This window comes from Polaromonas sp. P4_F4 (assembly GCF_056401355.1).
The window spans coordinates 70,837-93,251 of the sequence record NZ_JBFUJO010000009.1; the positions used below are offsets into that span (position 1 = coordinate 70,837).

Consider the following 22,415-nt stretch of genomic DNA (forward strand, 5'->3'; position numbering starts at 1 on the left):
GTTCACCCTAAAACTGCGCTTTAAACTTCGGGCACCTCCAGGCACAGCGGGGGGTGCCCGATTCCATTTGGAAATGACACCATGTTGCTTCGCATTCCTCAAGCCCTCCAGCCAGACGAACTCGCCCAGGTCCGCCAGCTGATCCTGGCGGCCGACTGGGCAGACGGCCGAATCACGGCAGGCAGCCAGAGCGGCACGGTCAAAAACAACCTGCAGTTGCCCGAGGAGCAGCCCGCAGCCCAGCAGGCGCGCCACATTGTCTCGGTGGCCCTCGCCCGCAACCCGATGTTTGTGACCGGAGCCCTGCCCAAATCGGTGTACCCGCCGCTCTTCAACCGCTACGGTGGGGGCGCCAACCACTTCGGCAACCATATCGACAACGCCGTGCGCACCCATGCCGCCACGGCACGCCACGTGCGCACCGATATTTCCTGCACCTTGTTTCTCAGCGATCCGGCCAGCTACGACGGTGGCGAGCTGGTGGTGCAGGACACCTACGGCGAGCAGCGCATCAAGTTCGAGGCCGGCGACCTCGTGATGTACCCGGGCACCTCGGTGCACCGCGTGGAGCCCGTCACGCGTGGCGAACGTCTGGCATGCTTTTTCTGGATCGAAAGCATGGTCCGCTCCGATGCCCAGCGCCGGCTCCTTTATGAAATGGACATGGCCATCACCTCGCTGCGCCAAAAAGAACTCGACAGGACAACGCAAGGAGGCGCGGAGAGTCCGGAAGTGGTCCGGCTGACCGGCTGCTACCACAACCTGCTGCGCATGTGGGCCGACGTTTGAGGCGTCGGCCTTTCCACGCAGGGCACACCCGGGACTGACGCCATTTTTTGGGGTTTTCCCCGCCGGCTTCGGCAATTCATCGCTATATTTTTGATAGCTTATTGACTCAATCTTGGCTCGATCTTGTATGGGTAAAAAGCGCTTTTTACCCATGACGCCCAAACTGATTGACCAAATACCCGGACAATAAGCCGGGGCATGATTGCAAATGCGATAGATTCGCATTTATAATTGAACCACTGATTGAACCCATCAACCCACAGCCAAGCCCCTCCATGATCGTTTGCGTCTGCCGCCGAGTCTCTGACCGTGAAATTGCCCGCCATGCCCGCGCCGGCCTGGGCTTTGACGAAATCCAGTTTGAACTCGGCGTGGCCACCCAGTGCGGCCAATGCGAAGGTTGCGCCCGAGACGTGGTGGCCCAGTGCAGCGCAAGCTGCCCGACGGCCAATATCAAGCTAGCCAACCAATCTCCGGAAGGCAGCTCATGGAACACGTCGCAACCCTCTTTGCAGCTCTCCCCATCAGCCTGATACTGGTGATTGTTTCTGCGTGGTGGATCTTCCGCCGCTCCTCTTGACCCAACCTGTGGCACGCTTGTGGCCCTGCATACCCAATCCATTCCGCAATGAATGCCACTGCTTTCACAGGCGCCCGCCCCCCCGGGGCAGACGCGCCGCGCCAGCCTCTTAGCCGCAATGCGGTGATTGCCCTGGTGGTGGTGGCCCTGCATATTGGTTTTATCTGGGCGCTGCAAAGCGGCCTGCTCATGCGCGCTGCGGAGCTGGTGGTGCCCGCCGAAGTGCTGTCCCAATTTGTCGATCCACCTGCCCCCAAGGCGGAGCCGCTGCCGCCGGTGCCACCCACGCCGGTCGTCGCGCAGAAAAAGACCATCGCCAGAGCTCCCCTGCAACCGCAGCCGCTGGCCATCACAGACCCCACCCCATCCCCTGATGCCCCAACGGGCGCCATCACGCCGCCCCTCCCCGCAGCGCCTGCAGCCGTAGCGGCAGCGCCCGCCGCCGCCCCTGCCCCACCAGCGCCGGCCGCGGTGCAACTGCCTTCGAGCGACGCCGACTACCTGCAAAACCCGAAACCGCCTTACCCTGCCTTGAGCCGGCGCATGGGAGAAACAGGCACGGCCGTGCACGAAGTCTGGATCGGTGTTGACGGGAAGCCGCAGCGCGCCAGACTGGTCAGGTCGAGCGGCTTTTCCCGCCTCGACAAAGCCGCCTACGACGCTGTCATGGGCTGGCGCTACGTGCCCGGCAAGCGCAATGGCGTTGCCGAAGCCATGCCTTTTAACGTTCCTGTTGTATGGAACCTCAGCGACTAATTTGAACTGTGGAGTATTGATTCATGAATTCCCAATTTGGCCTTGCCAACGTCTGGAGCCAGGGCGACATCGTCACCAAATCGGTGGCACTGCTGCTGCTCGCCATGTCGCTCGCCTCGTGGATGGTCATCATCATCAAGACACTGGACCTGATCAAGTACAAGAAAATTGCCAGGGCTGCTGAAGACTTCTGGCACAGCGAAGATTTCGCAGCAGGCCTGACCAAGCTGGGCGCAGACCCCACCAACCCGTTCCGCCAACTGGCGCTGGAAGGCCGTGAAGCCACGCTCCACCACCGCAACACCAAGGCGCATCTGCATGATGCGCTGGATGTGAGCGACTGGGTCACGCGCACGCTGCGCAACACCATCGACGAATTCACCGCCCGGCTGCAGTCCGGTCTGGCCATCCTCGCTTCAGTCGGCTCCACCGCGCCCTTTGTCGGCCTCTTCGGCACGGTCTGGGGCATTTACCATGCGCTGCTGTCCATAGGCGCGGCAGGCCAGGCGACCATCGACAAGGTGGCAGGCCCCATCGGCGAGGCGCTGATCATGACAGCCCTCGGACTGGCCGTGGCAATTCCGGCGGTGCTGGGTTACAACGCGCTGGTGCGCGGCAACAAGGGCATCTTGCAAAAGCTCAGCCGCTTTGCCCACGACCTGCACGCCTACTTTGTGACCGGTGCACGCATCACCAGCAACGGCCCGGCCAATGTCGTTCCCATGAAGAAAGCCTGAGCCCGGCGTTTCAACCTGCAAACCCAATCGTCCTGTCGCACCCTCGCGCCAGGCTAATTTTCAGTGATCGAGAAACACCATGGCCTTTGGAACCCAAGACGACACCGATGATGTAATGAACGAGATCAACATGACACCCATGGTGGACATCATGCTGGTGCTGCTCATCATCTTCATCATCACGGTCCCGGTGATGAAGCACTCCGTCAACATTGACCTGCCGCGGGCCACCAACGAGGCGCAAAACATCAAGCCGGAAACGGTACGCCTGAGCGTGGATGCGCAAGGCAGCTATTTCCTGAACGAAACCGCCATCACCGACGAAGACCTTACGCCGCGACTGAAGGCTGCAGCGGCCCAAAATCCACAGCCTGACCTGCATATCCGCGGCGACAAATCGGTTCGCTACGAACGCGTTGCCCAGGCCATGGCGGCTGCCCAGCAGGCAGGCTTGCGAAAAATCGGGTTTATCACCGAGCCCAGGAACTGATTTCCAGCTGCACCGCAAGACGGCCGCACAAGCTTTAACAAATTCACCGCAGAAAAATACGCACAACGGCGCAGTTTGGATGAAATCACCTTGATTTTTAAATGAGAATGGTTATCATTTACTCAACAAAGCGCAAACAGGTTTAAACCATCATGTCCCCAGCCCTGCCTACTTCAGACAACGAGAACCCATCCGCTGGCACACTCGCGCATCCAGGAGCCGGGTCGGGCGGTGCCGTAGCCCCATCCTGCTGCCTGGACAGTCATGAAATTTTGCGCGGTCAAAAAACAGTGGCTATCAGTCACAACGGCTCGACTTACCGCCTGCAGGCCACACGCCTGGGCAAATTGATTCTGACCAAGTAAGCGCAGCGCCAGGGCGGTTTCAAGCCGTAGCCACATCCGTTTCATCGTGGGGCGATCCGGAGCCTGTAGCGGGCTCCCAAGATCGTTTTTAGCCAGCCACGGACCCTTCAAGGGGTCGCTTAGCCAGGCTTTTTTTCTCGATCACCGTCGCTATTCCCCGAAAACCGCACGACTGCACGACTGCTCTCCATGCGCAATGCCACCAGGTGCATGGAAAACAAAAAAACCGACCCTGAGGTCGGCTTTTTCTTTTTTGGCAGCTTGCATTTCATGCCAGCGCCGGATCAAGACCTCTCACAGGCCGATGGCCGCGATCCCGGCCCGCGCAATCTGCGCATCCTCGCTGGATTTCACACCGCTCACACCGACAGCACCGATGCACTGCCCATCCTTGACAATCGGCACCCCACCTTCGAGCATGCCCTGGACGTAAGGCGCTGACAGGAAGGACATGCGGCCACCATTGATGACATCTTCATAAACCTTGCTCTCGCGGCACCCCATGGCGGCGGTATTGGCCTTGGACGGTGCGATATGGGAAGAGATGGGTGGCGCGCCATCAAGGCGCTGCAGGTGCAGCAGGTGGCCGCCGTCATCGACGATGGCAATGGTCACGGCCCAGCTATTTTTAAGGGCTTCGGCCTCGGCGGCGGCGGCGATGGCCTTGACGTCGGCGAATTCAAGCACTGCTTTTGATTTCATGGTTTTCCGGGATTGTGTTGGCAAGAACGTCGAGCATACGCAAATTTGAGAGCCTTCCGCGCTGCGATTGCCCCAAAATTAGCTTGTAGAACCCTTACAAAAAGTAGGAGGTGGGCTGTGCACGGCCATTGAAAAACACGGGGTGACCCCTAAAATGACTCTGTCTGCATTTGCAGGCTCTCTGGAGACGCTTTTCATGAATGACAATGTTCAGACCCTCGACTATGGCTCGGCCTCGTCCGCCCTGCAGCGCAACAAGGTGCTGCGCAACACCTATTGGCTGTTGGCCCTGAGCCTGCTGCCAACCGTGCTGGGCGCCTGGCTGGGCGTGGCAACCGGCATTACCCTTTCGCTCACGGGTGGCCTCGGTCTGATCGTGTTCCTGGGCGGTGCGTTCGGCTTCATGTTCGCGATCGAAAAGACCAAGAACTCGGCCGCAGGCGTGCCAGTGCTGTTGGGCTTTACCTTCTTCATGGGCCTGATGCTGTCGCGCATGATCGGCATGATCCTGGGCTTCAAAAACGGCTCCGAACTGATCATGACCGCCATGGGTGGCACCGCCGGCGTGTTCTTTGTCATGGCGTCGCTGGCCAGCGTGATCAAGCGCGACATCTCCGGCTTGGGCAAATGGCTTTTTGTCGGTGCCGTCGTCGTGATGATCGGCAGCATCATCAACATTTTTGTGGGCTCCACGGCCGGCATGATGGCCATCTCGGTGGCCGTGATCGCAATTTTCAGCGCCTACATGCTGTACGACCTCAAGCAGATCCTGGACGGCGGCGAAACCAACTACATCAGCGCCACGCTGGCGCTGTACCTCGACCTGTTCAATGTGTTCCAGGCGCTGCTGGCCCTGCTTGGCATCTTTGGCGGCGAGCGCGACTGACGATGCGCCCCCGCCTCTGAAAAAAGGGCCTTCAGGCCCTTTTTTCATGCCCGTTCGAATACGGCGATGCTCTCCACGTGCGCTGTGTGGGGAAACATGTTCACCACACCGGCCAGCGTGCAGCGGTAAGCGCCGCTCTCCACCAATACGCCCGCATCGCGCGCCAGGGTCGCCGGGTTGCAGCTCACGTAAACAATGCGCTGGGGCGGCGTCCAGTCACCCAGCACCAGGCTTTGTTGCTGTTCCCCGTCGTCGCAGGGCACGCCTGTCACCATTTGCTGATGCAGCGCCGCCAACGACTTGAACAGCTCGAATGCGCCCTCTCGCGGCGGGTCAACCAGCCATTTGTCGGCCGCACCATCCTGCACCAGCATCGCAGGCGTCATTTCAAAAAGATTTCTGGCTACAAATTCAGTCGCAGACAACGCCCTTCTTACCGAAGACTCGGCCCGGTTCTTCTTGAAGTTCTGGCGGGAGCGCGCCACCAGAGCCTCACTGCCCTCGATACCCAGCACTTCGCGCGCGCGTGTCGCGAGGGGCAGCGTGAAATTTCCCAGACCGCAAAACCAGTCGATCACGCGCTCATGCGGCTGCACGGCCAACAGGCGCAGTGCCCGCGACACCAGCACCTGGTTGATGTGCGGATTCACCTGCGTGAAATCGGTCGGCTTGAATGGCATGGTGATGCCGAACTCGGGAAGGTCGTAGCTCAATTCCGGTGCGCCCTCGTCGAGCAGCTCCACGCTCTCCAGGCCACCCGGCTGCAGCCACCACTGCAGGCCCGGGTGCTGCGCCGCGAAAGCGCGCAACCGTGCCAGGTCGCCGCTGCTGAGCGGCTCCATGTGGCGCAGCACCATGGCCGTGACGGTATCGCCGCAGGCGAGCTCGATTTGCGGCAGGGTCTCTTTGGCATCCATGCCGGCAATCAGTTCACGCAGCGGCACCAGCATGTCGCTGACGTGCCGGGGCACCACATGGCATTGCGTCATGTCGGCCACATAACTGCTCTTGCGCTCGTGAAAACCAACCAGCACCGCATTTTTTTTACGCACATAGCGCACCGACAGGCGCGCGCGGTAGCGGTATTCCCAGGCGGGCCCCTCTATGGGCCTGAGCAGGTTGTCTGCCTTCACCTTGCCGATGTGCCAGAGGTTGTCTTCCAGCACGCGCTGCTTGACGGCGACTTGCGCGCCCACATGGAGGTGCTGCATCTTGCAGCCGCCACAGGCACCGGTATGCAGGCCGAAGTGCGGGCAAGCGGGGCGCACACGCTGAGAGGACTCGCGGTGAATTGCCATCACCACCGCTTTCTCAAAGCTGCTTTTCTTGCGGTACACGTTGGCGGTCACGCGCTCAGAAGGCAGCGCACCCTCGATGAACACAACCTTGCCATCAGCCCGATGGGCAATGCCCTGCGCCTCCATGTCTAGGGACTCCACGGTGAGGATGTCAGGCAGGTATTCAGGCGCTTTCACAGTGTGGTCATTCAATTTTTCATCGGTCATACCTGAATTGTCTCAGGTCCGACTCCGGAGCAATGTCCGCAGGGTTCAGCGTCGTGGTTGGAACGGGCGCCGCACATTGAGCCGCACCGCAATACCGTTCGCAGTACCATTTCCAGACTCCCCACAACAGACAGGAAGGTTGCGGCATGGAACTGCGTATCTGCATCGATGTTGATGACATGGACCGGGCCATCGCGTTTTACACGAGTGGCCTGGGCCTGCACGTTGGCCGCCGTTTCAAGAGCGATTTCGTGGAAATCCTGGGCGCAGGCAGCCCGATAGACCTGCTGCTCAATGCCGCGGGCACCCGGCCAGTGGCCGGTAGCACCGGCACGCGGCACTACGGCCGCCACTGGACGCCCGTGCACCTGGACTTTGTGGTCCAGGACATTGAAGCGGCTGTGAGAAGGCTGCAGGCCCATGGTGCAGTACTGGAAATGCCAGTGGCCGAGCGCGCCTGGGGCCGAATTGCCGGGTTGGCAGACCCTTTTGGCCACGGCGTGGATCTGCTCGAATTCAAGGGCAGGGGTTACGACGAAATTGTCCCAACTTCCTGATCCCCGGCGTTGAACGGGTCAAACAATCAGCTATCAATAAAATAGCGAACTATGCCCATGAAACATGGGCTGCAATCGAATTTTTGATTCAACCAGAACGACTACGGTCTGCCTTCCGTATGTCCGCTCCTGCCAGGAAAAAAAAAAGCCCCGCGGTGCGGGGCTTTTCGACGAGGCAAGCGTGACCTGCAAGCGAGAACTACTTGGCGGGCAGGTACTTCGCCGGATCCACAGGTTTGCCCTGGCGGCGGATTTCAAAATGCAGCTTCACACGATCAGCGTCTGTATTGCCCATCTCGGCAATCTTCTGGCCCTTTTTGACCGTCTGGTCTTCCTTGACCAGCAGCGTCTGGTTGTGCGCATAAGCCGTGAGGAAGGTGTTGTTGTGCTTGAGGATGACCAGGTTGCCGTAACCCCGCAGGCCCGCACCGGCGTACACCACGCGGCCATCGGCAGAGGCAAGCACCGCATCACCAGCCTTGCCTGCGATATCAACGCCCTTGTTTTTGGCCTCGTCAAACCCCATGAGTAAGGTGCCCTGGGCTGGCCAGATCCACCCCACGTCTTCGTCCCCCACAGCCGCAGGTGTGCCGCTGGACGCAGCGGCCGGGGCGGCAGCCGGTGCAGCGCTCGCACTGGCGGGCGCCGATGCAGGCCGGGCGCCGCTGACAGCCTGTGCCGGTGCGACGGCTGTTGCGCTGGTGGCCGAGCCGGGCGACACCGGCCGCGTGACCACAAGCGGGTTCTCGCTGGCGGGCGGTACGACACGAAGCACTTGCCCAACTTCAATCACGTTGGGATTTTCAAGGTTGTTCCAGCGCACGATGTCGCGCCAGTTCTGGCCGCTTTCCAGGCCAATGCGGATCATGGTGTCACCGGGTTTAACGGTGTAATAACCCGGTTTTCCGGCATTTTCAAAGCCCGGTGGCTGTTTGAGATTGGCGGAATCGGTTGCAGAGGGAAGCTGGCGCGACAGCCCCGTACCGCGATCTTCAACCGGCGCGTGGGTGGGGGAGCGCGAGGCGCAGCCCGCTGCCAGCAGCAGGGTGGCCGCCAATGCGCACGGCAGCGTCAAATTGGCCAGCCGGGTGCGGATGCCCTGGCCAGCGCCTGAGATGACGACAGACTTTGCGCTGTTCGACCTGGAGGTTTGCTTCATTGGTTCTTTCGTCTTCTTGACTTCAATAGTGACTTCAATATGGACTTGATCTTCATGGGATATTTCATGAGATCTTCATGGGCTGTTCAAGCCATCTTCAGCTCGTACCCGATTTTAAAGGTACAAAATGGACTGCTTCCAGCAATGTCTGCTTGACGCCCTGGGGAGTTTTGTCCACTACCACCAGCGCCTGCACACCGGCGGCAGTTTGCAGGGGCGCGACAAGACGCCCGCCAACGGCCAGTTGCTCCACCCAGGCGGGCGGAATGGCCTCACCACCGGCCGCCGCAATAATTGCCGCGTAGGGTGCTCCCTTGGGGTACCCGATCATGCCATCACCAAACAACAGGTGGAGATTGGGCAGCCGCAAAGTCCGCAGGTTTTCCCGGGCCTTGTCATGCAATCCACGCAAGCGCTCGATGCTATAGACCTCGGTTGCGAGGTGGCTGAGTACGGCGGCCTGGTAGCCGCAGCCGGTACCGATCTCCAGCACGCGTCCCAGCTTGCCCGCAGCGCCCTGACAAAGCAACTCCAGCATGCGCGCCACCACATTGGGCTTGGAGATGGTCTGGCCCAGGCCGATCGGCAGACTGGTGTCCTCGTAGGCCTGGTTGACCAGTGCGGTGTCGACGAAGCGATGGCGTTCCACCAGGCCCATGGCCGCCAGCACCCGGGCGTCTGATACCCCCTGTGCGGCGAGCTTGTGCACCATGCGCGTGCGCACCGCGTGGGAATCCAGTCCGACACCGCCAGGGGGGGGGGCCGCTGGCATCGATTTCCTGACGCCATTTTTAGCGGCATCGACCGGAAGACGAGCAGGAGCAGCAGCCAATTTGGTAGCAGACGGTACGCCCTCCCCGGGTTTTAACCGCACTGGAAATGCTGGACGGCTCGCCACGGCAGGCGCTTTGACAGTGGGATTGAACGGAGGTTTGAAGCTGGATTTCATGCGTCTGCAGTCAATTCGCCTGTGCCAGCCGGGCCACCGCCTGCTCCCAATAAGGCAAACGCTCGTAATCGGTCAAGTCCACGTGAAGCGGTGTGATCGAAACAAATTTCTGGCTGGTTGCGTAGAAGTCGGTCCCCTCGCCCGCCTCCTTGGCGGGCCCGGCTCCGCCGATCCAGTACATGGTCTCGCCACGCGGGCTGGTCTGCGTGATGACGCGCTCGGCCGCGTGGCGGCGCCCCAGCCGCGCCACCTTGACGCCCTGGATCTGATCGTCCGGCAAGTTGGGAATGTTCACATTGAGCAGCCACGGCGCCAGCGCCGGCTGCGCACCTTCAGCCACCACCTCCAGGGAAGGCATCAATTGTTCCACCAAGTCGCGCGCACGCCGGGCCGCGACCTCGATGTGGGCCCAGCCCTTTTCCGTCTGCGAAAACGCGATGGAAGGAATGCCAAAGAGATAACCTTCCATCGCGGCGCCCACCGTGCCGGAATAAATCGTGTCGTCGCCCATGTTGGCGCCATTATTGATGCCCGAGACCACGAGATCCGGCCGGTAGCCCAGCAGGCCCGTCAGGGCAATATGCACGCAATCGGCAGGCGTGCCGTTGATATAACGAAAACCGTTGGCGGCCGTTTGCACATACATCGGCGAGTGCAGGGTCAGCGCATTCGATTTGGCACTGTTGTTTTGCTCGGGCGCCACGACCTCGACATCAGCGACGGTCCTGAGCGCCTCGTACAGGGCGATGATGCCGGAGGCCTGGTAACCGTCGTCGTTGCAAATGAGGATTTTCATACAGTGATTTTACGGGTCACGGCTGCGACAGCCCGGACCTGTTTTGCCAGCCCGGGAATCACGGCTTTGCCTATGATGTCGTGAGAGCAATCAGTTCCGGTTTTTCGTCCCGTTTTCCTCCCCGTTTTTCCTCCCCGTTTGCCCTTCCCCCTTGGCCCCATCTCCGGAGACATCCCATGCAAGCCTGGCTTTGTGAAAACCCCACTGGCGTAGACGCCCTGACCTGGAAAGAGCTACCGACGCCGCAACCCGGGGAGGGTGAAGTGCTGATTGAAATCAGGGCCGCCAGCCTCAACTTCCCCGACCTGCTGATCGTGCAAAACAAGTACCAGATCAAGCCGCCCCTGCCCTTCGTGCCCGGCTCCGAGTATGCCGGCGTCGTGCAGGCCGTGGGCGAAGGCGTGAAGCACCTGCAGGCAGGCCAGAACGTAGCCTGCCTGTCGGGAACCGGTGGTTTCGGCACACACACCATTGCGCCGGCAGCCCTGTGCATGCCCTTGCCCGCCGGGTTTTCGCACGTGGACGCAGCCGCCTTCATCATGATCTACGCCACGTCCTGGCATGCGCTGATGGACCGCGGGCAACTGAAGGCGGGTGAAACGGTGCTGGTGCTCGGCGCTGCGGGAGGCGTCGGCACCGCCGCCATCCAGATCGCCAAGGCAGCCGGCGCCCGCGTGATTGCCGCCGCCTCGACGGATGAGAAATGCGCGTTTTGCAGCTCCCTCGGCGCGGATGCCACCATCAACTACACCAGCAAAAATCTGCGCGATGAAATCAAGACACTGACCGGCGGCAAAGGCCCGGACGTGATTTATGACCCGGTGGGAGGCGACTTTGCCGAGCCGGCATTCCGCTCGATCGCCTGGCGCGGCCGTTACCTGGTGGTTGGTTTTGCATCAGGCCCCATTCCCTCGCTGCCGCTGAACCTCACGCTGCTCAAAGGTGCCTCGATCGTTGGCGTGTTCTGGGGTGACTTTGCCAGACGTGAGCCCAAGGCCAACGCCGCCATGATGGCCGAACTGGCCCGCTGGTACGCCGAGGGCAAGATCAAACCAGCAATCGACCGCACCATGCCCATGGCTGAACTCAAGGCGGCTTATGCCCGCATGGGCTCCCGGGAGGTCAAAGGCAAACTGGTAATGGTTAACTGACAAAAATTAACAAAATATCAACAAAACCAATAGAACTGACAGATTTTTAAAGTTTCGCGAAAAATTCCGTCGATGCGGGCATTTTTCGCAGTTTTGACTTGCACGATCAATACCATCAGTTACCGCAACACATTTAAAAGGTATATTGAAGACTCATTACTGAGGAGCAGCCAATGAGCACACCAACGATGCTGGTGGTAGAGGACAATACCGACCACCTCGAATTGACCTTGACCACGCTGCAACAAAACGGGGTGCCCCATGACATCGTGGTTGCCCGGGATGGACGCGAGGCCCTCGACTATTTATTTTGCGAGGGTGTGTATAAAGACCGAAATGCCAACAACCAGCCCGAACTGGTCCTGTTGGATCTGGGGTTGCCCAAGCTGAGCGGCCTGGAGGTGATGCGGCGCATGCGGGAGGATCCCCGGACGTTTTTTGTTCCGGTCGTGATGCTGACCCTGGTGAGTGAGCAATCCGAAGCGGTGCGCGCATTTAAAGGCGGCCTCAACAGCTTCGTGAGCAAGCCGCTTAACTACCACGATTTTGAAGAAAGGCTCCAGCAGGTCCGGGAGTATTGGCGCACCTCCAACTTCGCCCCGCTTATGAGCTGACAAGCCGCGAAGCCTGCCAAGGCCAGGCACACTACGTGTTCTGCGATTTTTTTGACTTTTGACTTTTGACTTTTATTTGCTTGTCACGTTTTTAACGCTGCAGGCTGCCTTGATGATGCGGGCATTCAGGTCCTCGCCAATGTCCCTGAAAGCCACGAGACGCATGTCTTCCTTACCGTAGCTCAAAACCTTGAAAGCCTGCCCCTGAAAGTCGGGTTCGGTATAAAAAGCCGCATTCAAATAACGGGCCATTTGCCGGTCGCAGTCGATCAGAACCTCAGCCTCTGCAGAACGAAACTGAATGCCATCTTCGGTGGTCCAAGTGGTAGCCCGGCTGATCCGGACCGGAATCATGCGTATGTCACCCTTGATGTCAATCTGGGCCGGGTTGACCTGGATATAGTGGCTGCCGGGAGAGCCAGGCTCTCCCACGATGGTCAGCCAGGACTCGACCGCAGGCGCGGCTGCCCCGAATAATGCGACAGCAACCAAGAGCAGACATCTCGTGGACGGCATACTGGATAGCGCGATCAGCGCTGCATTGAAAGGGAGCGTGGAGCTGGTTTTCTTTCTGGGCCTCAAGTCTCATCATGAACACGATGACAAACGCCTGACCTGGCAGAAATACATGAATCTTGTTTCTCCCTGGCTTTTCATCAGGAGCTGGTGCAAACCATTTCCCCCTGACCTGCCGTGACAGATTGTTATCCCAGGACGCGGAATCATGCAAGCCTACCCCCTGCTTCAAACCAGCGATAGGGGCAAAAAAAATCCCACATGCTTTCGCATGCGGGATTTTTTTAAATACTGGGGTGGCTGATGGGGCTCGAACCCACGACAACAGGAATCACAATCCTGGACTCTACCAACTGAGCTACAGCCACCAGAACTTCACATTATAACGGCAAAGCAGCCGACGTTTATTGCGTCACGACCGCATCTGTATTGCCAGATGCGGGCTTTGCGACCAGGATTTCCGCCTTGAAGCGTTCCTTCAGCCCGTTGTAATAAGCCAGACTCTCGGCAGACGTCCACCATTGGGCGTACTGGTTGCGCTCCTGTTTGGCGGCAGCCTCAATTGGCGCATCGCGGGGCACCACTTTAGCCACCTTCACGATGGCGTAGCCCTGAGTCCCCAGATCAACACCGGTAAATACCGGCAAGGCGCTCGCATCGGCGCGCAGTGCCGCATCAATCACCTGAACCGGCTGGTTCTGGGTTTGCTCACGTGACACCAGTACCGGTGCCCCCAGCACGGCGGAAGCCGGAGCGCTCTTCCAGGCGGCCAGTTTGGCGAGACCTTCCTTGCGCGCCTCTTCCGCGCTGCGCTGGGCCAGCCAGCGCTGGCGCACGATGTCTTTCACCTCGGCAAAAGGCTGGGTGCGTGCCGGGGTGTACTGAAGGATGCGGCCCGAGACCAACTGGCTGGGCGCTACTTCGATGGCTTCGGTATTGCGTTTTTTCTCGACTGCGTCGGGCGCGAACAGTGCGTTGAGGAATTTCGGATTGGCGAGCAGACCCGTTGTACCGGCTGGCGGCTGGCGCGTCACGTTGCGGGCCGTTTTGATGTCCAGCTTGAGACGCTCGGCGACCGGCTTGAGGCTGTCTGCCTGCTCATACACGCCGTTGGTGAAGGCTTCCGCAGTTTCAGAAAACTTCTTCTGGGCCTGCTGCTTCTTCAGATCGGCTTCCAGTTCAGGCTTCATCTCCTCAAAACTGCGCTGCTTGGGCGTCTTGATGTCGGTGAGCCTGATGATGTGAAAGCCAAACTCGGACTCCACCACAGCACTGATCTCCCCTTTTTTCATCGAGAAGGCCGCATCCTCAAAAGGCTTGACCATGGCACCCCGGGCAAAAAAATCAAGGTCTCCGCCATTGGGAGCGGAACCCGGGTCCTGCGAATTCTTGCGCGCCAGGTCCGCAAAGGTATCGGGAGATTTTTTGACGGCTGCCAGCAGCTCCTCCGCTTTGGCCTTGGCTTTCTGCCGGTCCGCAGCCGGTGCCGTCTTGGGCGAGGTAATCAGGATATGGCTGGCTCGTCGCTCTTCGGCACCGCTCAGCCGTTGAAGGTTTTGCTCGTAATAAGTTTTCAGGTCCGCTTCATTGATGCTGATACTTTTTTTGACCGTATCCAGATCCAGCACCAGGTACTCGATAGTTGCCTGTTCCGGCGCCTGAAAGAGCTTTTCATTCGCCTTGTAAAACTGATCAAGATCGGCATCCGTCGGGCTGAGCTTCGTTGCGAAATCGGCCGCATTGAAACGGGCGAGTTGAATTTCGCGTTTTTCGAAATAGGCATTGAGCGCAAGGTCAGCCGCGGAACTGGAAGAAAAGCCGCTGACACCAATACCCACCAGCACCTGGCGATTCGCCAGATCGGCACGCACATTGGCCTCGAACATTTCGGGGCTCATGCCCTGGCTGCCCAGCACCTGGCGATAGCGCTCCATGTCGAGCGTGCCATCAGGCCGGCGCAATGACGCAATCTCGGGACTTTGCTGAAGCTCGCGCGCCAGCCGCTGGTCACTGATGGAGAGCTTGAACTTGTCGGCTGCAGCGGCGATCACGCGATCACGCACCAAGCGCTCCAGCGTCGCATAGCGGGCCTGCGGTGAGTCCAGCAGCTTGGCGTCCAGCGAAGGCATGGACGCCCTCAACCGTTCGACTTCCCGCTGATGGGCCCGGTCCCATTCTGACTGGATGATGTCTTTTCCATCCACCCTGGCAACCGTCACGCCTTGTTCCCTCGATCGGTTGTAGCCATCCAGGCCAAACAAAATAAAGGACGGAACAATCAGCAAAAACAGCAAGGCCATGGTGACTTTGGTGTGCTTGCGAATGAAATCAAACATCTCGAATTTCCTGTACGACTGACTGCTTTACCGATAAAACCAGGGGCCCACAACAAAAAAGGCGAACCTCGTTCGCCTTTTTCATTGGGTGGTGGGTGCTGACGGGCTCGAACCGCCGACCTACGCCGTGTAAGGGCGCTGCTCTACCAACTGAGCTAAGCACCCCACCTTAAACCTCTGCATCAGTTCAAAGCGTCTTTGAGCGCCTTGCCCGGACGAAACTTTGGAACCTTGGCAGCCTTGATTTTAATCGCATCGCCGGTGCGCGGGTTGCGGCCAGTGCGGGCAGCGCGTTTACCCACGGCAAAAGTACCAAAACCCACCAGAGACACGGAGCCTCCTTTTTTCAGGGTGGTTTTCACAGCACCAATGGTTGACTCCAGCGCGCGCGTAGCGGCAGCTTTGGAAATGTCAGCATGTTTGGCAATGTGCTCGATCAGTTCAGTCTTGTTCACAAGGAGCCCCTCGTTGATAAAAAGTTAATCTGTTTGTCTCTAAAAAATATCTCCCGGGACACCACGATGGGGGTGTCAGCGGGAGCGGCATGTGCAGGTTTTCTGCTGATTGCCATTAGAGCCATGGACTTCTAACGTGTCAATACAGCATCGGGTTTTTACAACGTGCGGAGGCGGATTCTAGTCGGTTTTTTCCCGCTTTAATCAGTTAATCATAAGTACAACGCGTAATTTTCGTGCTTGACAAAACGCCGTTACACCTCTGCCAGCGCAGCCACCACAGCCTTGCCGACATCCGCCGTGCCGGCCTTGCCACCCAGGTCGGGTGTGCGCGGCGCACCGCTGTCGGGGCGCAGCACTTTCTCAATCGCGGCAAGAATGGCGTCATGCGCCTCCTTGTGTCCCAGGAACTCCATCATCATGGCACCGCACCATATCTGGCCAATGGGATTGGCAAGGTTTCGCCCCGCGATATCCGGCGCCGAGCCATGCACCGGCTCGAACAGCGAGGGGAACTTGCGCTCCGGATTCAGGTTGGCGCTCGGTGCAATGCCGATCGTGCCGGTGCAGGCCGGCCCCAGGTCGCTCAGGATGTCGCCGAACAGATTGCTGGCCACCACCACATCGAAAAAATCCGGGCGCTGCACAAAATGCGCGGTCAGGATGTCAATGTGAAACTTGTCGAGTTGAATCGCCGGATAGCTCTTGGCCATTTCTGCCACCCGTTCATCCCAGTAAGGCATGGAGATTGAAATGCCATTGGACTTGGTCGCGCTGGTCAGGTGCTTTTTGGGCCGGGACTGGGCCAGCTCAAACGCAAACTTCAGCACGCGGTCAACGCCGACCCGCGTGAAGACAGACTCCTGCAATACAAACTCCCGATCGGTGCCGGGAAACGCCCTGCCGCCGATGCTGGAGTATTCGCCCTCGGTATTTTCACGAACGATGTAAAAATCAATCTCACCGGGTTGCCGTGGGCTGCCATCACGCCGGACCACTGGCGCGATGATGCCGGGCATCAGTCGCGCCGGCCGCAGGTTGATGTACTGGTCAAACTCGCGTCTGAACAAAAGCAGCGACCCCCACAGCGATACATGGTCGGCAATTTTCTCGGGCCAACCCACCGCGCCAAAGTAAATCGCGTCGTGCCCGCCAATCTGGTCTTTCCAGTTGTCCGGCATCATCTGGCCGTGCTTTTCGTAATAGTCCCAGCTGGAAAAATCGAAGTGGTCAAAGTGCAGGTCGATGCCGAATTTGCGCGCCGCCGCATCCAGCACGCGAACGCCCTCGGGCATTGTTTCCTTGCCGATGCCGTCACCGGCGATGACTGCGATTCTCTTCTTGCTGGCCTGGTTTGTCGTGGTGATGCTCATGATGTGGTCCTCTGGTTTAAGTTTCGAAAAAATTCAGGGCTTGTTCCAGCAACAATACTGGCGCCTCTTCCGCAATATAGTGCCCGCACGGCAGGCTCATCCCCGAGACGTCGCGGGCACGTTCCCGCCAGAGGCCGAGCACATCGAAGCACTGGCCCACGGCGCCATGCGCGCCCCACAGCACGCGCAGCGGCTGCGCCAGCCGGTGTCCTGCCGTTCGGTCAGCGCGGTCATGGTCCAGGTCAATCGTGGCCGAGGCCCGATAGTCTTCGCAAATGCTCACGGCGGTTCCGGGGATTTGCGCACAGCGTTCGTACTCGGCCAGCGCAGCCGGTGCAAACGCCCCGAGGCCGGCATGGCGCTTGCCCATCACGCTTCTCAGATAACGCACCGGATCGGACTCGATCAGGGCTTCAGGCAACGGCGGCGGCTGGATCAGGAAGAACCAGTGCCAGTAAGCGCGTGCAAAAGCATCGGACGTGTTCTCATACATGCCCAGCGTTGGTGCAATGTCCAGCAGCATCAGCCGTTGCACCATGGCGGGATGGTCCACCGCAAGGCGATGCGCCACGCGCGCGCCGCGGTCATGGGCCAGTACCTGAAAGCGGTCAAACCCATGGTGGCGCATCACCGCCACGGCATCCAGCGCCATCGCCCGCTTGGAATAAGCGTGATGTTCCGGGTCGGCGCCGACCCGGGCTGAATCGCCGTAGCCGCGCAAATCCATCAGGACCACGGTAAACACCTTGGCCAGCTCATCGGCCACCGCGTGCCACATCACATGCGTTTGAGGGTGACCATGCAGCAACAGCAGCGGCGCACCATGGCCTCCCCGCAAGGTACGCAGAGCACCGGCGGGTCCATTGATCTCGGAGGAGGAAAAGCTCTCAAACATCAGTCAGCCTTGATTCCCTTTTGGGCGATCGGTTTTTTCCAGCGCCGGCGCGCTGACTGGCAATGAATTGCATGCAGATATCTTGGGTTTGTGTGATTCTCGATCGATTTTGCAGAACCAGGGCCTCCGATTCAAGCAATAATCAGGCAATTGATTATTTCTTTAAAGGAATGAATGGATCGCAGCGATCTGGAGCTGGTACTGGCCGTCCGAGAGCACGGCAGTCTGACGGCGGCCGCCCTCAGCCTCGATGTGGCGCCGCCCGTGGTGACCAAGCGGCTTGCCGCGCTGGAGGCCCGCCTGGGCCAACGACTGTTCCAACGCACCACCCGGCGCGTCAGCGCAACGGCCGAGGGCGAGACCATGTGCGAACGTGCCCTCGCACTGCTGCAGGGCTTTACCGCGCTGGAAGCCGAGCTCCAGGAGCGCCAGTCGGAGCCCACGGGTTTGATCCGGCTGGCAGCGACGTTTGGCTTCGGGCGTTTATGGCTGGGCCCGGCGCTGGCCGACTTTCAGGAGCGCTATCCGCGCATCGAGATCCAGTTGCAACTGACCGAGCAATTGCCCGACCTGGCGGAGGGCGGATTTGACGGCGCCATCTGGCTGTGGGAAGTTGAAGGCCGGCAGGCGGCGCAATGGGTCTCACGCCGGCTGGCGCGCAATCAGCGCGTGCTGGTGGCATCGCCCCGCTACATCCGGCAACACGGCGCACCGGCCAGCCTGGAAGACTTGCAGCGCCACACCTGCCTGATCGTGCGCGAAAACGGCAATGCCACCGGCCAGCGCTTTGATGTCTGGCCGCTGCACAAGGAGCGCGAAAAAACACCGGCGCGGGTGCGGGTACGCGGGCCGCTGTCGAGCAACTCGGGTGAACTGGTACGTGACTGGTGTGTCGAGGGCCGCGGCATCATGCTGCGCAGCCTCTGGGATATTGCACCCCAACTGGCGTCCGGCGAGCTGGTGCGCGTGCTGCCGGGCTACGCCATGCCCGATGCCGATATTCACTGGCTGGCCCCCTTCCGGCCCGATTCACCGCGGCGTATCCGCCTGCTGGTTGACTTTTTGCTCGCCCAGTTTCAGGGTGCACCGTGGAAAAACAGTACGGTGACGGATACCCGCAGGCGTTCCTTCGCTACGACGCCGCCGGAGGCTTCGCGGACCTCACCACGAAGCTCACGCCCAGCGCGGTGAGCGCCGTACCCACCACGGTGGTCATGGTGATGGCCTCATCAAACAGCAGCCAGGCCATCAGGGCCGTCGTGGGCGGCACCAGGTAAAGCAGGCTGGTCACCGACGTGGCCGCGCCGCGCTGGATCAGCAAATACAGCAGTGAACTGCCGCCCAGCGTGAGCACCAGCACCGACCAGGCCATCGCCCCCACAAACTGGTGGTTCCAGACAATCGCCCCGGTTTCAAAAAAGACCAGCGGCAAGGTCACGAGCAGGGCCGCGCCCATCTGGACCGCACCGGCAGAGCGCACGTCGGTAGTTTTGACAAAGCGCTTCTGATACAGCGTGCCGGTGGTGATGCAAAACAGCGCAAACAGCGTGGCGGCCAGCGTCAGTCTCGTCACTTCATGGCCGCCCCCCAATTTGTGTGACACCACCAGCAGCAAGCCACCCAGGCCCAGCGCCAGCCCCATCCATTGCCGGGACGTGACTTTGGAGGCCGGCTGCGCGGCGTCGCCAGAGGCCACCCACGACACCCACAGCGCTGTCAGCACCGGCTGCAAGCCGACGATCAGCGCCGTCAGGCCCGAACCCATGCCAGCCTTCACCGCGACCCAGACACCGCCCAGGTAGCCTGCCTGCATCAGCATGCCGGTGACGGCCAGGTGCAGCCATTGCAGGCCTTCCCGCGGCCACGACGCGCGCGCCAGCCAGATCCAGATCAGGAAGCAGGCAATGGAGAGGAAATAACGGATCGCCAGGAAGGTCAGCGGCGGTGCATACGGCAAGCCGTATTTGGCGACGATGAAGCCGGTGCTCCAGATCAGCACGAACACGGTGGGCATGGCCCGGATCAGGACACCGTCAGCGGGAGAAGACCTCACGGCGGGTTATTTGGCCCGCGCCCGGATTTCCGGTATGGCTTTTTGCAGGTAGTAAATCATGGACCAAACCGTCAGGATGGCCGAGATCCAGATCAGCCAGGTGCCCCAGACGTGGGTGTTGATCATCCCCAGCAGCATGCCGTCAAACAGCAGGAAGGGAATGGCAATCATCTGCACGGTGGTCTTGACCTTGCCCAGCATGTGCACGGCAACACTCTTGGTGGCACCTATCAGCGCCATCCATTCGCGCAGCGCCGAAATGGCAATCTCCCGCCCAATGATGATGAGCGCCACAAACACATCCGCACGCTGCAGATGCACCAGCACCAGCAGCGACGCACACACCAGAAACTTGTCGGCCACCGGGTCAAGGAATGCCCCAAAGGAAGAAGTCTGGTTCAGCCGGCGCGCCAAAAAGCCGTCCAGCCAGTCAGTGGCGGCGAACACAATGAACATCACGGTGGCGATCAGGTTGCGCTCAGCGGGGGCGATGTTCAGGTAGAAAACCCCCACGATCAGTGGAATCGCAACAATGCGGGTCCAGGTCATCAGCGTCGGGATGGTCAGAAACATGGCCCTGATTTTGGCACGAGCCGCGAACCCCTGCCAAAGTAGTGCTCCAGGCTCACCAAATCGGTGCACTTCGTTGCGCAAAAACATCTGCACAGGTCTGCACAGCCCCAGGCGACGCCATCAATGCAGGGCGCGGTAGATTTCCTCAGCCAGGTCTTTCGAAATGCCGTCCACCGTGGCAATGTCTTCGGCGCTGGCCGACGCAATGCCGCGAATACCCCCAAAGCGCTGCAGCAGGCTGGCGCGCCGCTTGGGACCAATGCCCGCAATGTCTTCAAGCTTGCTGCCGCCCACGCGGACCTTGGCCCGCCTCGCGCGCATGCCGGTGATGGCAAAGCGGTGGGCCTCGTCCCTGATCTGCGCAATCAGCATCAGCGCGGCGGAATCACGGCCCAGGTAGACCTTCTCGCGCCCGTCGGCAAAGACCAGCTCCTCCAGCCCGACCTTGCGACCCTCGCCTTTTTCAACGCCGGCGATCAGCCCCAGGTCCAGGCCCAACTCCGCAAACACCTCGCGCGCCATAGACACCTGCCCCTTGCCGCCATCGACCAGCACCAGGTCGGGCAGCTTGGCGTTGCCATTGCGCGCGGCTTCGGCCAGCTTGGTGTAGCGGCGCGTCAGCACCTGCCGCATGGCCGCGTAGTCGTCACCGGGGGTGATGCCTTCGATGTTGTAGCGGCGGTACTCGCTGTTCTGCATCTTGTGCCCCTGAAACACCACGCACGAAGCCTGCGTCGACTCTCCCGCGGTATGCGAGATGTCAAAGCACTCGATGCGCAGGGCATCCAGGTTGTCCAGCGACAGGTCCAGCGCTTCGGCCAGGGCGCGTGTGCGCGCCTGTTGCGAGCCCTGCTCGGCCAGCAGGCGCGCGAGCTGGAGGGCGGCATTTTTCTGGGCCATGTCGAGCCAGATGCGGCGCTGTTCGCGCGGCTGGTGAATGGCCGTGATCTTGCTGCCGGTTTGCGCGATGAGCGCGGCGATCAGGTCTTTGTCCACCGGCTCGCTGCACACCAGGGTGGGCGGCACGGGCACGTCAATGTAGTGCTGTGCAATGAAAGCCTCCAGCACCAGCGCTTCAAGCGTCTTGACGGGCCGCGTCGGCGCGCTGGCAACGGCTTCGCTGGCCACATCGCTTTCAGGCCCCTCGCTGCCGGCGCCTGCTTCATCGACCTGCGCATCCAGCGCGGCCACATCGGTGGCGTTCTCCACATGCGTCGGAAAGTAGGGCCGGTCGCCCAGATGACGGCCGCCACGCACCATGGCCAGGTTGACACAGGCTTTGCCGCCCTGCACTTTCACCGCCAGGATGTCCACATCCTTGTCGCCGCCGATCTCCATGGATTGCTGGTGCAGCACCTTGGACAGCGCCGACATCTGGTTGCGCAGCTCGGCAGCCTGCTCAAACTCCAGCCGGTCGGCATGTGCCAGCATTTTCTTTTCCAGCTCGGTCAGGATTTCCTGCGTCTGGCCCTGCAAAAACCGCTCGGCATTGGCCGTGTCCAGCGCGTACTGTTCGGGCGACACATGGCCCACACACGGCGCCGAGCAGCGCTTGATCTGGTACAGCAGGCAGGGGCGCGTCCGGTTGTTGAATACCGTGTCTTCGCAGGTGCGCAGCCTGAACACTTTTTGCAGCAGCAACATCGTGTCCTTCACCGCCCACGCGCTGGGGTAAGGGCCGAAGTAATGGTGCTTCTTCTCCACCGCGCCGCGGTAGTAGGCAATGCGCGGAAAAGCCGTTGCCGCCGGGGCACTGCCCTCCTCCTTCTTCTGCGTCGCGGTCAGCTTGAGGTAGGGGTAACTTTTGTCGTCCCGAAACAGGATGTTGTATTTCGGGTTGAGCGTCTTGATCAGGTTGTTTTCCAGCAAAAGCGCCTCGGCCTCCGATCGCACCACCGTGGTTTCCATGCGAACGATCTTGGTCACCATGTGGCCGATGCGCGTGGCGCCATGGTTTTTCTGGAAATAGCTGGACACCCGCTTCTTCAGGTTGCGCGCCTTGCCAACATAGAGCACGCCGCCGTCAGCGTCGAAGTAACGGTACACGCCGGGCATCGCAGGCAATGCCGCCACTTCGGCGAGCAGCTCGGGGGTATGGTCGGCGGTCGTGTTTTGGGGCATACCTGTATTTTGCCGTGCGCGGCAATCCCGCACTGCGGACGAGACAAGCACTGCCAG

Annotated in this window: 26 protein-coding genes and 2 tRNA genes; 12 read left to right on the forward strand and 16 right to left on the reverse strand. The window is 60.3% G+C overall.

All coding sequences use genetic code 11. From position 1 onward, the window contains the following. Positions 1 to 81 precede the first annotated feature (81 nt). Positions 82 to 789, forward strand: coding sequence for a Fe2+-dependent dioxygenase (locus AC1DUR_RS11690; RefSeq protein WP_477717413.1), 708 nt, complete (start codon positions 82 to 84; stop codon positions 787 to 789). Positions 790 to 887: 98 nt separating this feature from the next. Here the strand turns inward: AC1DUR_RS11690 and AC1DUR_RS11695 are convergent, their stop codons facing one another. Beyond that, positions 888 to 1,181, reverse strand: coding sequence for a hypothetical protein (locus AC1DUR_RS11695; RefSeq protein ID WP_477717531.1), 294 nt, complete (start codon positions 1,179 to 1,181; stop codon positions 888 to 890). Here AC1DUR_RS11695 and AC1DUR_RS11700 point away from each other — a divergent pair. From AC1DUR_RS11700 to hemP, 5 genes are all read left to right on the forward strand, one after another. Then, positions 1,065 to 1,322 (forward strand): (2Fe-2S)-binding protein, encoded by a 258-nt coding sequence (locus AC1DUR_RS11700; protein ID WP_477717414.1) that lies wholly within the window; start codon positions 1,065 to 1,067, stop codon positions 1,320 to 1,322. The genes AC1DUR_RS11695 and AC1DUR_RS11700 overlap by 117 nt on opposite strands. Before the next feature lie 95 nt (positions 1,323 to 1,417). Continuing rightward, positions 1,418 to 2,125 carry an energy transducer TonB gene (locus AC1DUR_RS11705; protein ID WP_477717415.1) on the forward strand — a complete coding sequence of 236 codons (708 nt, stop codon included), beginning with the start codon at positions 1,418 to 1,420 and terminating at the stop codon, positions 2,123 to 2,125. A 23-nt stretch (positions 2,126 to 2,148) separates the two neighbouring features. Next, the gene (locus AC1DUR_RS11710; protein WP_477717416.1) at positions 2,149 to 2,862 is read left to right on the forward strand and encodes a MotA/TolQ/ExbB proton channel family protein; all 714 of its coding nucleotides are present in this window, start codon (positions 2,149 to 2,151) and stop codon (positions 2,860 to 2,862) included. A gap of 79 nt (positions 2,863 to 2,941) precedes the next feature. After that, a complete protein-coding gene (locus AC1DUR_RS11715) occupies positions 2,942 to 3,352 on the forward strand; it encodes an ExbD/TolR family protein (RefSeq protein WP_477717417.1) in 411 nt (136 codons plus the stop codon). A gap of 152 nt (positions 3,353 to 3,504) precedes the next feature. Beyond that, on the forward strand, positions 3,505 to 3,717 hold the full coding sequence (gene hemP / locus AC1DUR_RS11720) for a hemin uptake protein HemP (protein WP_477717418.1): 213 nt from the start codon (positions 3,505 to 3,507) through the stop codon (positions 3,715 to 3,717). A gap of 294 nt (positions 3,718 to 4,011) precedes the next feature. On the opposite strand, the gene AC1DUR_RS11725 is transcribed toward hemP, so the two are convergent. Continuing rightward, entirely contained in the window at positions 4,012 to 4,419 is a 408-nt protein-coding gene (locus tag AC1DUR_RS11725) for a GlcG/HbpS family heme-binding protein (RefSeq protein ID WP_477717419.1), read from the reverse strand. 196 nt (positions 4,420 to 4,615) lie between these two features. Between AC1DUR_RS11725 and AC1DUR_RS11730 the strand changes: the two genes are divergently transcribed. Further along, the gene (locus AC1DUR_RS11730; RefSeq protein ID WP_477717420.1) at positions 4,616 to 5,305 is read left to right on the forward strand and encodes a Bax inhibitor-1/YccA family protein; all 690 of its coding nucleotides are present in this window, start codon (positions 4,616 to 4,618) and stop codon (positions 5,303 to 5,305) included. Between the two features lie 44 nt (positions 5,306 to 5,349). Here the strand turns inward: AC1DUR_RS11730 and rlmD are convergent, their stop codons facing one another. Continuing rightward, a complete protein-coding gene (gene rlmD, locus AC1DUR_RS11735; RefSeq protein ID WP_477717421.1) occupies positions 5,350 to 6,810 on the reverse strand; it encodes a 23S rRNA (uracil(1939)-C(5))-methyltransferase RlmD in 1,461 nt (486 codons plus the stop codon). A gap of 146 nt (positions 6,811 to 6,956) precedes the next feature. Here rlmD and AC1DUR_RS11740 point away from each other — a divergent pair, with 146 nt between their 5' ends. Continuing rightward, positions 6,957 to 7,367 (forward strand): VOC family protein, encoded by a 411-nt coding sequence (locus AC1DUR_RS11740; RefSeq protein ID WP_477717422.1) that lies wholly within the window; start codon positions 6,957 to 6,959, stop codon positions 7,365 to 7,367. A gap of 199 nt (positions 7,368 to 7,566) precedes the next feature. On the opposite strand, the gene AC1DUR_RS11745 is transcribed toward AC1DUR_RS11740, so the two are convergent. The 3 genes from AC1DUR_RS11745 to surE all read right to left on the reverse strand — a co-directional run bounded on the left by AC1DUR_RS11745 (position 7,567) and on the right by surE (position 10,271). Further along, positions 7,567 to 8,526 carry a peptidoglycan DD-metalloendopeptidase family protein gene (locus AC1DUR_RS11745; RefSeq protein ID WP_477717423.1) on the reverse strand — a complete coding sequence of 320 codons (960 nt, stop codon included), beginning with the start codon at positions 8,524 to 8,526 and terminating at the stop codon, positions 7,567 to 7,569. A gap of 97 nt (positions 8,527 to 8,623) precedes the next feature. Further along, the gene (locus AC1DUR_RS11750) at positions 8,624 to 9,475 is read right to left on the reverse strand and encodes a protein-L-isoaspartate(D-aspartate) O-methyltransferase (protein WP_477717424.1); all 852 of its coding nucleotides are present in this window, start codon (positions 9,473 to 9,475) and stop codon (positions 8,624 to 8,626) included. Between the two features lie 10 nt (positions 9,476 to 9,485). Beyond that, on the reverse strand, positions 9,486 to 10,271 hold the full coding sequence (surE, locus tag AC1DUR_RS11755) for a 5'/3'-nucleotidase SurE (protein ID WP_477717425.1): 786 nt from the start codon (positions 10,269 to 10,271) through the stop codon (positions 9,486 to 9,488). A gap of 176 nt (positions 10,272 to 10,447) precedes the next feature. Between surE and AC1DUR_RS11760 the strand changes: the two genes are divergently transcribed. Next, positions 10,448 to 11,422 carry an NADPH:quinone oxidoreductase family protein gene (locus tag AC1DUR_RS11760; protein ID WP_477717426.1) on the forward strand — a complete coding sequence of 325 codons (975 nt, stop codon included), beginning with the start codon at positions 10,448 to 10,450 and terminating at the stop codon, positions 11,420 to 11,422. A gap of 173 nt (positions 11,423 to 11,595) precedes the next feature. Then, on the forward strand, positions 11,596 to 12,036 hold the full coding sequence (locus tag AC1DUR_RS11765) for a response regulator (protein ID WP_477717427.1): 441 nt from the start codon (positions 11,596 to 11,598) through the stop codon (positions 12,034 to 12,036). A 72-nt stretch (positions 12,037 to 12,108) separates the two neighbouring features. On the opposite strand, the gene AC1DUR_RS11770 is transcribed toward AC1DUR_RS11765, so the two are convergent. Continuing rightward, positions 12,109 to 12,528, reverse strand: a complete 420-nt coding sequence (locus tag AC1DUR_RS11770) for a surface-adhesin E family protein (RefSeq protein ID WP_477717428.1) — start codon at positions 12,526 to 12,528, stop codon at positions 12,109 to 12,111. 13 nt (positions 12,529 to 12,541) lie between these two features. On the opposite strand from AC1DUR_RS11770, the gene AC1DUR_RS11775 reads away from it, so the two are divergent. Next, positions 12,542 to 12,733, forward strand: a complete 192-nt coding sequence (locus AC1DUR_RS11775) for a hypothetical protein (RefSeq protein WP_477717429.1) — start codon at positions 12,542 to 12,544, stop codon at positions 12,731 to 12,733. Between the two features lie 111 nt (positions 12,734 to 12,844). Here AC1DUR_RS11775 and AC1DUR_RS11780 read toward each other — a convergent pair. The 6 genes from AC1DUR_RS11780 to AC1DUR_RS11805 form a co-directional block, all read right to left on the reverse strand. Further along, positions 12,845 to 12,920: transfer RNA gene (locus tag AC1DUR_RS11780), tRNA-His, on the reverse strand. Between the two features lie 36 nt (positions 12,921 to 12,956). After that, on the reverse strand, positions 12,957 to 14,888 hold the full coding sequence (locus AC1DUR_RS11785; RefSeq protein ID WP_477717430.1) for a SurA N-terminal domain-containing protein: 1,932 nt from the start codon (positions 14,886 to 14,888) through the stop codon (positions 12,957 to 12,959). Between the two features lie 89 nt (positions 14,889 to 14,977). Further along, positions 14,978 to 15,053, reverse strand: a tRNA-Val gene (locus AC1DUR_RS11790). Positions 15,054 to 15,070: 17 nt separating this feature from the next. Beyond that, positions 15,071 to 15,343 carry an HU family DNA-binding protein gene (locus AC1DUR_RS11795; protein WP_007874140.1) on the reverse strand — a complete coding sequence of 91 codons (273 nt, stop codon included), beginning with the start codon at positions 15,341 to 15,343 and terminating at the stop codon, positions 15,071 to 15,073. 254 nt (positions 15,344 to 15,597) lie between these two features. Further along, positions 15,598 to 16,716, reverse strand: coding sequence for a tartrate dehydrogenase (locus AC1DUR_RS11800; protein WP_477717431.1), 1,119 nt, complete (start codon positions 16,714 to 16,716; stop codon positions 15,598 to 15,600). Positions 16,717 to 16,732: 16 nt separating this feature from the next. Next, on the reverse strand, positions 16,733 to 17,611 hold the full coding sequence (locus AC1DUR_RS11805) for an alpha/beta fold hydrolase (protein WP_477717432.1): 879 nt from the start codon (positions 17,609 to 17,611) through the stop codon (positions 16,733 to 16,735). A 174-nt stretch (positions 17,612 to 17,785) separates the two neighbouring features. On the opposite strand from AC1DUR_RS11805, the gene AC1DUR_RS11810 reads away from it, so the two are divergent. Continuing rightward, on the forward strand, positions 17,786 to 18,802 hold the full coding sequence (locus AC1DUR_RS11810) for a LysR family transcriptional regulator (RefSeq protein WP_477717433.1): 1,017 nt from the start codon (positions 17,786 to 17,788) through the stop codon (positions 18,800 to 18,802). Here the strand turns inward: AC1DUR_RS11810 and AC1DUR_RS11815 are convergent. The 3 genes from AC1DUR_RS11815 to uvrC form a co-directional block, all read right to left on the reverse strand. After that, on the reverse strand, positions 18,744 to 19,625 hold the full coding sequence (locus AC1DUR_RS11815) for a DMT family transporter (RefSeq protein WP_477717434.1): 882 nt from the start codon (positions 19,623 to 19,625) through the stop codon (positions 18,744 to 18,746). The two genes, AC1DUR_RS11810 and AC1DUR_RS11815, sit on opposite strands and share 59 nt — an antisense overlap. Before the next feature lie 45 nt (positions 19,626 to 19,670). Then, entirely contained in the window at positions 19,671 to 20,237 is a 567-nt protein-coding gene (gene pgsA, locus AC1DUR_RS11820; RefSeq protein ID WP_011483980.1) for a CDP-diacylglycerol--glycerol-3-phosphate 3-phosphatidyltransferase, read from the reverse strand. Between the two features lie 120 nt (positions 20,238 to 20,357). After that, positions 20,358 to 22,358 (reverse strand): excinuclease ABC subunit UvrC, encoded by a 2,001-nt coding sequence (uvrC, locus tag AC1DUR_RS11825; protein ID WP_477717435.1) that lies wholly within the window; start codon positions 22,356 to 22,358, stop codon positions 20,358 to 20,360. Positions 22,359 to 22,415 lie beyond the last annotated feature (57 nt).

Bases quoted from the DNA above. Each gene is read 5' to 3' on its own strand.
- AC1DUR_RS11690 (WP_477717413.1), top strand. From the start codon at position 82: ATGTTGCTTCGCATTCCTCAAGCCCTCCAGCCAGACGAACTCGCCCAG.
- AC1DUR_RS11700 (WP_477717414.1), top strand. From the start codon at position 1,065: ATGATCGTTTGCGTCTGCCGCCGAGTCTCTGACCGTGAAATTGCCCGC.
- AC1DUR_RS11705 (WP_477717415.1), top strand. From the start codon at position 1,418: ATGAATGCCACTGCTTTCACAGGCGCCCGCCCCCCCGGGGCAGACGCG.
- AC1DUR_RS11710 (WP_477717416.1), top strand. From the start codon at position 2,149: ATGAATTCCCAATTTGGCCTTGCCAACGTCTGGAGCCAGGGCGACATC.
- AC1DUR_RS11715 (WP_477717417.1), top strand. From the start codon at position 2,942: ATGGCCTTTGGAACCCAAGACGACACCGATGATGTAATGAACGAGATC.
- hemP (WP_477717418.1), top strand. From the start codon at position 3,505: ATGTCCCCAGCCCTGCCTACTTCAGACAACGAGAACCCATCCGCTGGC.
- AC1DUR_RS11725 (WP_477717419.1), bottom strand. From the start codon at position 4,419: ATGAAATCAAAAGCAGTGCTTGAATTCGCCGACGTCAAGGCCATCGCC.
- AC1DUR_RS11730 (WP_477717420.1), top strand. From the start codon at position 4,616: ATGAATGACAATGTTCAGACCCTCGACTATGGCTCGGCCTCGTCCGCC.
- rlmD (WP_477717421.1), bottom strand. From the start codon at position 6,810: ATGACCGATGAAAAATTGAATGACCACACTGTGAAAGCGCCTGAATAC.
- AC1DUR_RS11740 (WP_477717422.1), top strand. From the start codon at position 6,957: ATGGAACTGCGTATCTGCATCGATGTTGATGACATGGACCGGGCCATC.
- AC1DUR_RS11745 (WP_477717423.1), bottom strand. From the start codon at position 8,526: ATGAAGCAAACCTCCAGGTCGAACAGCGCAAAGTCTGTCGTCATCTCA.
- AC1DUR_RS11750 (WP_477717424.1), bottom strand. From the start codon at position 9,475: ATGAAATCCAGCTTCAAACCTCCGTTCAATCCCACTGTCAAAGCGCCT.
- surE (WP_477717425.1), bottom strand. From the start codon at position 10,271: ATGAAAATCCTCATTTGCAACGACGACGGTTACCAGGCCTCCGGCATC.
- AC1DUR_RS11760 (WP_477717426.1), top strand. From the start codon at position 10,448: ATGCAAGCCTGGCTTTGTGAAAACCCCACTGGCGTAGACGCCCTGACC.
- AC1DUR_RS11765 (WP_477717427.1), top strand. From the start codon at position 11,596: ATGAGCACACCAACGATGCTGGTGGTAGAGGACAATACCGACCACCTC.
- AC1DUR_RS11785 (WP_477717430.1), bottom strand. From the start codon at position 14,888: ATGTTTGATTTCATTCGCAAGCACACCAAAGTCACCATGGCCTTGCTG.
- AC1DUR_RS11800 (WP_477717431.1), bottom strand. From the start codon at position 16,716: ATGAGCATCACCACGACAAACCAGGCCAGCAAGAAGAGAATCGCAGTC.
- AC1DUR_RS11805 (WP_477717432.1), bottom strand. From the start codon at position 17,611: ATGTTTGAGAGCTTTTCCTCCTCCGAGATCAATGGACCCGCCGGTGCT.
- AC1DUR_RS11810 (WP_477717433.1), top strand. From the start codon at position 17,786: ATGGATCGCAGCGATCTGGAGCTGGTACTGGCCGTCCGAGAGCACGGC.
- AC1DUR_RS11815 (WP_477717434.1), bottom strand. From the start codon at position 19,625: ATGCCCACCGTGTTCGTGCTGATCTGGAGCACCGGCTTCATCGTCGCC.
- pgsA (WP_011483980.1), bottom strand. From the start codon at position 20,237: ATGTTTCTGACCATCCCGACGCTGATGACCTGGACCCGCATTGTTGCG.
- uvrC (WP_477717435.1), bottom strand. From the start codon at position 22,358: ATGCCCCAAAACACGACCGCCGACCATACCCCCGAGCTGCTCGCCGAA.